Raw genomic sequence first — 5495 nt, forward strand, 5'->3', positions numbered from 1 at the left:
GATTGGTGCTGGTCATCAGGGGTGGAACTCCTACTCGGGCCCTCTCAGGCTAACCCGACAAAGCGGGATGTCTCACCCAAGGCTGACAGAGAGGGCAGCCCTGTTGCCTGCAAGGTGTGCGCATGGTCTCCCGGTACGCGCAGTGGCAGCCATCGGCGGCATCGAGACGTTTCGTGGCATGTGTATGGACGCGAGAAAACGCCGACGGTCCTGCGCGCAGCCAGGTCATCGTCCCGGACGGCTGCGTTGATCTCATCTGGCATGACGGCGGGGCCGAGATCGTCGGACCGGATCGCGGTCCGCGGGCAGTACCGGTACGCGGCGGTGTGAGCATCGCGGGGGTGCGGTTCCGGCCCGGAGCCGCAAGGCTACTGCTGGGGCGTGTTCCCGCGCGGGAGGTCTGCGACCGGCAGGTGCCGCTGCGGGATTTCTTCCCGGGCCGGGCACGGCGACTGGAGGCCTGCCTCGCCCGGACAGAGAGCCCGCGCGCCGCCGCGGCGGTGCTGGACGGCTTCGCAGCCTCGCTGCTGCGCGGCTACGCGCCGGATCCCGCGGTGGAGCATGCCGTGGCGGCGCTCGGCCGTCCCAGGCCGGTGCTCTTGCCGAGCCTGGCCGACGAGCTCGGGCTGTCGGAGCGGCAGCTGCGGCGGCGGGTCACCGACGCGGTGGGCTACGGGCCGAAGACCCTGAATGGGGTGCTGCGCTTCCAGCGGGCCCTGATCTGGGCCCGGTTGGACGACCTCGGGCTGGCCGAGGTGGCGCTGCGCGCGGGATACGCAGACCAGGCCCACCTCACCCGCGAGGTCCGCCGCCTCGCGGGCCTGACGCCGACGCGCTTTCTGGGGCGGGGCCGGACGTCTCAGGATGCCGGATCGTAGGCGCGCAGCGTGAGCAGGGCGGCGAGCGTGACGCCGGGGCGGGCCTCGAGTTCGATGGTGGGGGACCAGCGCGCCCAGCGGACCGGCCAGCCCCCGTCCTTCTGCTGCTGGGCGGCCAGGTGGCTCAGGCCGCGGTCGATCTCGGCGTCGGTGAACCACGCGCGCGCCAGACTGTCCGGGCTCGAGGCGAAGTCGTGCGGCAGGTGATACTCGCCGGGCGCGTAACCGGGCGCGAGGTGCGCTTGCTCGGGGTGGTCGGGATCGAGGAGCACGATGCGCTGCTCGCGTACCAGTTCGCCCAGGCGTTCAGCCTGCTGCCGCGCCCAGGGCCTATCGGGGGCCGCGTCGAGGAAGGCGATGGCCGCCTCGGCCTCGTAGGGGTGGGTCCGCTGAAGGCCTTCGATGGTATGGCGGCAGAAGTCCGACGCCGTCTTCAACCAGGGGTGGTCGATCCCGTGGCGGAGCAGCGGCCCTGCGATCTGTCCCGTGGCCAGCAGTTCACCAGCCGGCTCGTCGGCGATCGGCAGCCAGGGCGGGCGCGGATAGGGGCGCAGGGTCGCCAGCACGGCCGGCACGGCTCCGTCCGGGGCGGTGACCTTGGCCAGCCAGTCGCACAAGTGCCGGCCCCGGGTGACGTCCAGGGCCCTGGTCTCCTCCAGCACCCGCAGGGCGGCAGGCAGCGAGATGGGCTGTGCCGCCGGCCCTCTCACGTCGGGTTCGAGCCCGAAGGCGTAACCCCCGTCCGCGCCGCGGTAGGCGTCCAGAGCGGCCAGCACGCCCGCCGGGTCGGCTTCGCTGCCGAACAGGAACGCGAAGCGGCGCTGTTCCAGCACTCGGCCCGAGGTCCACAGGAAGCGGCCGGCTCGCTCGATCATGACGTCGTTCACCCATGCCATGCATCGACGGTACGCGGGGTCACGCGGATGGTCTTGCACGAATCGGCCACCCATGTCGTCACGCTGACCCGCGCGGTCAATCTTCAGTGACACAAACCGCCGTCCGTCAACCTTCGACGGCAACCAGTCAAGGTTCGCTGTCACTGGACAGAGCTGCAGTACACGGCGTCCCGGCGGTGGCCGTGCCCCCGGGCGAAGCGGTGGCCACAGGCCGGGCAGCGCACCACGTGCTCGGTCTCGACGCCCTGGGTGAACCACAGGCCGATGGCGACGGCCTCAAGGATGTGATGCCGCCGACGGCGGGCCGCCGCCTTGCACTTCGCCGTACAGAACCGAGCATCGCTCCGCGCAGCCGCTCGCAGCGGCCCCCAGCAGTACGCGCACCGGCGCACTCGTCCGGCCATACCTTCACGGTACGCCCGTCTCTTTCGGGTGTGACCTTCGTGAGGCCCGCTTGGTGTGTTTGGTGTGTTTTGGGGGTTTTGCCCGGTTCTGGTTGGACCAACCCGGGTGGGGTCGGGTGTCGGCTTTCGCCTGTTTCGCTGGTGTGTGGGTGGGGCTGGGTTTGGTTGCTGCGTGTGTCCGTCGTGGGCATGCCATGCGGTTGGGGGTGGGGTGTTGGGGGTGGGGTTTTGACGGGTTGTTTCGGCGGGTTCCGGAACGGGCTTCAGCCGTGTTTTCAGGGTGTTTTTGGTGGGGGTTTTCGGCCCCACTGTTCCGCGTTTGGGTGGTGCGCGTCACGGGCAATGGGGTGTGACGCGCACCGGGTGGTGATCTTGTCAGGGCCGATGTCGGCGGCCTTGTCCGGGGCGGCTGGTCGGCGTCCTGCTCGCCGCCGTCCGGGCCGCCCGTGGACGTCCGCCTCGGCGCCGCCCCGTTGGAGTCTGGTTGACGTCCTCGCCGCCTGTCCGTCGGACGGGAGACCTTCCCGTGTCAGGGCGTGAGCTCCGCCCTGTAGGCCGGAAATTCTGCGGTCTGGGCGAGGCCCCGGCCGCCGTCCGGGCCGCCGTCGACGCCCCGGGGCTGCTCGGTGCCGTGCTGTTCGCCGCCGTCCGGCCTGGCCGCGTGGGGTGGTCCGTTCCAGAAAGCTGGAACGCCCGCCGGCCTTTCGCCGCCTGCTGCTCGCGGCTGCGCCGGCGTCGCCCGGGGGATGGCTCGCGTGAGTCATCGTGTTGACGTCCGGGCCGCCGCTCGTCCTGGCGGCTTTGCGAGTCGCTTGGGTCGCTGTTCCTGGTCGTTGTCGTCGGCCAGGAGCCAGCCGTCCCGCGTCCTGCTCGGCGTCCGGCTCGCGGCTGTCCGGGTCCTGCCGCCGCTGTCCGGGGCGTCGTGCTGCGCGGCCTGCTGAGGGGTGTCGTCGGACGCTCTGGCATGATCACCGGCTATGAGCGACCTCGCGTTCGATGCCCTTCTGTGCGACCTGGACAACGTCATCCGCTTCTACGACCTGGACGAGGTGGCCCGCCAGGAGGAAGCCGCCGGGATCGCTCCCGGCACCACCATGGAGATCGCATTCGCCCCCGGGCGGGACCTGCCGCTCTTGCTGGGCCAGATCACCCGGGCTCAGTGGGCCGCGTCCATCAGTGAGGCCCTGACCGCTCAGATCCCCGCCCAGCGGGCAGCCGATCTCGCCACCGCCTTCGCCCATGCCCCCGCCTGGGTGGACCAGCACGTGGTCGAGCTGATCCGGCAGGTCCGCCGCAGCATCCCGGTCGTGCTGGTCACCAACGCCACCGTCTGGCTCGATGACGACCTGGCCCAGCTCGGCCTCACCGATCTTGCCGACCACGTGGTCAACAGCTCCCGGGTCCACAGCGCCAAACCCGACGCCGAGATCTACAAGATCGCCGCCGAGCGAGCGGGCGTCCCCGCTCACCGCTGCGCCTTCGTCGACGACAGCCAGACCAACGTCGACGCTGCCCGCCGGGCTGGCATGACCGCTGTGCTCTACCACGACATCTCCGACCTTCGCCGGCTCCTCGCTCCCATTGTGAACGAGGGCGACTCGTCCTTCTTGCAGGAGACGTAAGCGGGTCCGCACTGCTGACTGTCACTTCGCTGAGGGCCGGAAAAACTTCGTTGAGACGGGCCAGGGTGCCTCGCACGAGTCATCAAGCGGTGCCTGGCGGCCTGATCGTCGTCCTGCTCGGTGTCGTGCTGTTCGGTGGCGCTGCTGTACGTCAGCTTGGTGGGGATGGCTCGCGCGAGTCATCAAGGGACGCCCGGTGGCGTGGCTGCCGTCCTGGCCGCTGTCCTCGGCGCGGTCCTGGCCGCCGTCGTGCTGCGCCCCCGGCGCACCCGTCCGGCCTGTGGCCCGGGCTGCCTTGGCGCCGTCCTGGTGGATGTTGTCGTGGATGCCTCGCGCGTGGCATGGAGCTGGTGGGCGGCGGTTCCCCGCGGCTGCCCGCCCGGCCGCCTCGCCGCCCGCCTCGCCGCCGCCCTCGGCGCCGTCCTGGCATCGGGGTCGGGAGTGCGGGTGTGGGCGGCCGTCAGGCCGCCGTCCAGGAGGCGCTGTGCCGCCTCGGGAGAGGCCTTTGGGGTGGGGCTGCGCCCCGCCCTGCGGTCTTGCCCCCGCCCGGCCGGTGCTGCGCCGCCTCGGCGCACCCGCACCGCCCACCGTGCCGCCGCAGGCTTCGCCGGCACCTGCTCGGGTGGCGCCGCAGGCGCCCGCTGTCCGTTCTCGGCCGAGGGCCGTCAGGCCCCCCTTTCCCGGCCCCTTCTGGCCCGTCTGTGCCGCCCCTTTTCCGGTGGCGCCGCAGGCGTCACCAGCAGCCCTTTTCGAGGGGCCGTCAGGCCCCGGCCCACGCCGAAGGCCCTTCCCTTCCGTCGTGATTTCGGTGTGGAGCCTTCGGGGTGTTCGGCAGGGTGCGGGCCGGTCGTTATCGGCCGGTAGGAGCGGGCAGGCGGGTTAGTGCTTGTTGTGACATTAGGATCGGGATTTCAGGCGTCTGTCTGGCGGGTTCTCAGCGGGATACCGGGTAGTCTTCCAGCCCGTTTCCCGTGCGCCTGTCCGGTGACATTTGAAGGTCGGGCACCGGTGACATTCACGTGCGTTTCAAGGGCGCCCCGCGCTGCGCCCTGGCCCGGCGCTGCACGGGCTTTTTGGCCGGGTGGGTTGTGACGGTTGGTGGGCTGTTTCCCGGGCAGCTCCCTGGCCTGATTCCGGGGGTGGTGCGGGGGCCGGGTCGGTTACAGCTCTTGCATCTTTGACACCTCGCCCCGGCACGGGGCGGCAGGGCCCTAGGGAGGACTGCTCTGGGAGCCCCTCGCGGGGCCGCCGAACGGGTGGGTGGTGGAGGCCCCGGCAGGGGCCCCCGACCCGGGGGAGACGCTACTTCCGGGGATTTACGCCATATCGTCAACGGGCGCTCCACCGGATACCCCCTCCCTGTCAGGGGAGGGCCCTCTACCCAAAATTCGCGTCACATCGTCAACGGTGCCCGACCGCAGGGAGGGGGTGGGGGTACTACCGGAATTTTGCGTCACATCGTCAACGCTGGCGACGGCCCCCGGGGGAGGGGGCGTCTACCCAAAATTCGTGTCACATCGTCAACGCATCTGAGGGCCGGGGCCGCAGGCCCCCTCAGTTGATGCCCCGTCAGGGGCCATCAGATGCCCTCCGAATTCGCCGCAGGCGAATGGGCCCGGCCACCCCGCCCGGCGCAGCCGGGCCCCCGAGGCGCAGCCTCGGGACACCACGCACGGTGACGCCGCCAGGCGTCAC

Annotated in this window: 4 protein-coding genes; 2 read left to right on the plus strand and 2 right to left on the minus strand. The window is 71.0% G+C overall.

Annotation, left to right across the window (positions count from 1 at the left end):
* Positions 1-122 precede the first annotated feature (122 nt).
* Complete coding sequence (locus tag ACH4J0_RS42685) at positions 123-878, plus strand: DUF6597 domain-containing transcriptional factor (RefSeq protein ID WP_396246583.1); 756 nt, start codon at positions 123-125, stop codon at positions 876-878.
* Here ACH4J0_RS42685 and ACH4J0_RS42690 read toward each other — a convergent pair.
* Together ACH4J0_RS42690 and ACH4J0_RS42695 are read right to left on the minus strand one after the other, a co-directional pair.
* The gene (locus tag ACH4J0_RS42690) at positions 860-1774 is read right to left on the minus strand and encodes a hypothetical protein (RefSeq protein WP_396246584.1); all 915 of its coding nucleotides are present in this window, start codon (positions 1772-1774) and stop codon (positions 860-862) included. The two genes, ACH4J0_RS42685 and ACH4J0_RS42690, sit on opposite strands and share 19 nt — an antisense overlap.
* A gap of 140 nt (positions 1775-1914) precedes the next feature.
* Positions 1915-2178 carry a hypothetical protein gene (locus ACH4J0_RS42695; protein ID WP_396246585.1) on the minus strand — a complete coding sequence of 88 codons (264 nt, stop codon included), beginning with the start codon at positions 2176-2178 and terminating at the stop codon, positions 1915-1917.
* Positions 2179-3155: 977 nt separating this feature from the next.
* Between ACH4J0_RS42695 and ACH4J0_RS42700 the strand changes: the two genes are divergently transcribed.
* The gene (locus ACH4J0_RS42700; protein ID WP_396246586.1) at positions 3156-3800 is read left to right on the plus strand and encodes an HAD-IA family hydrolase; all 645 of its coding nucleotides are present in this window, start codon (positions 3156-3158) and stop codon (positions 3798-3800) included.
* Positions 3801-5495 lie beyond the last annotated feature (1695 nt).

Source organism: Kitasatospora sp. NPDC017646 (assembly GCF_044329365.1).
Taxonomy (GTDB): Bacteria; Actinomycetota; Actinomycetes; order Streptomycetales; family Streptomycetaceae; genus Kitasatospora.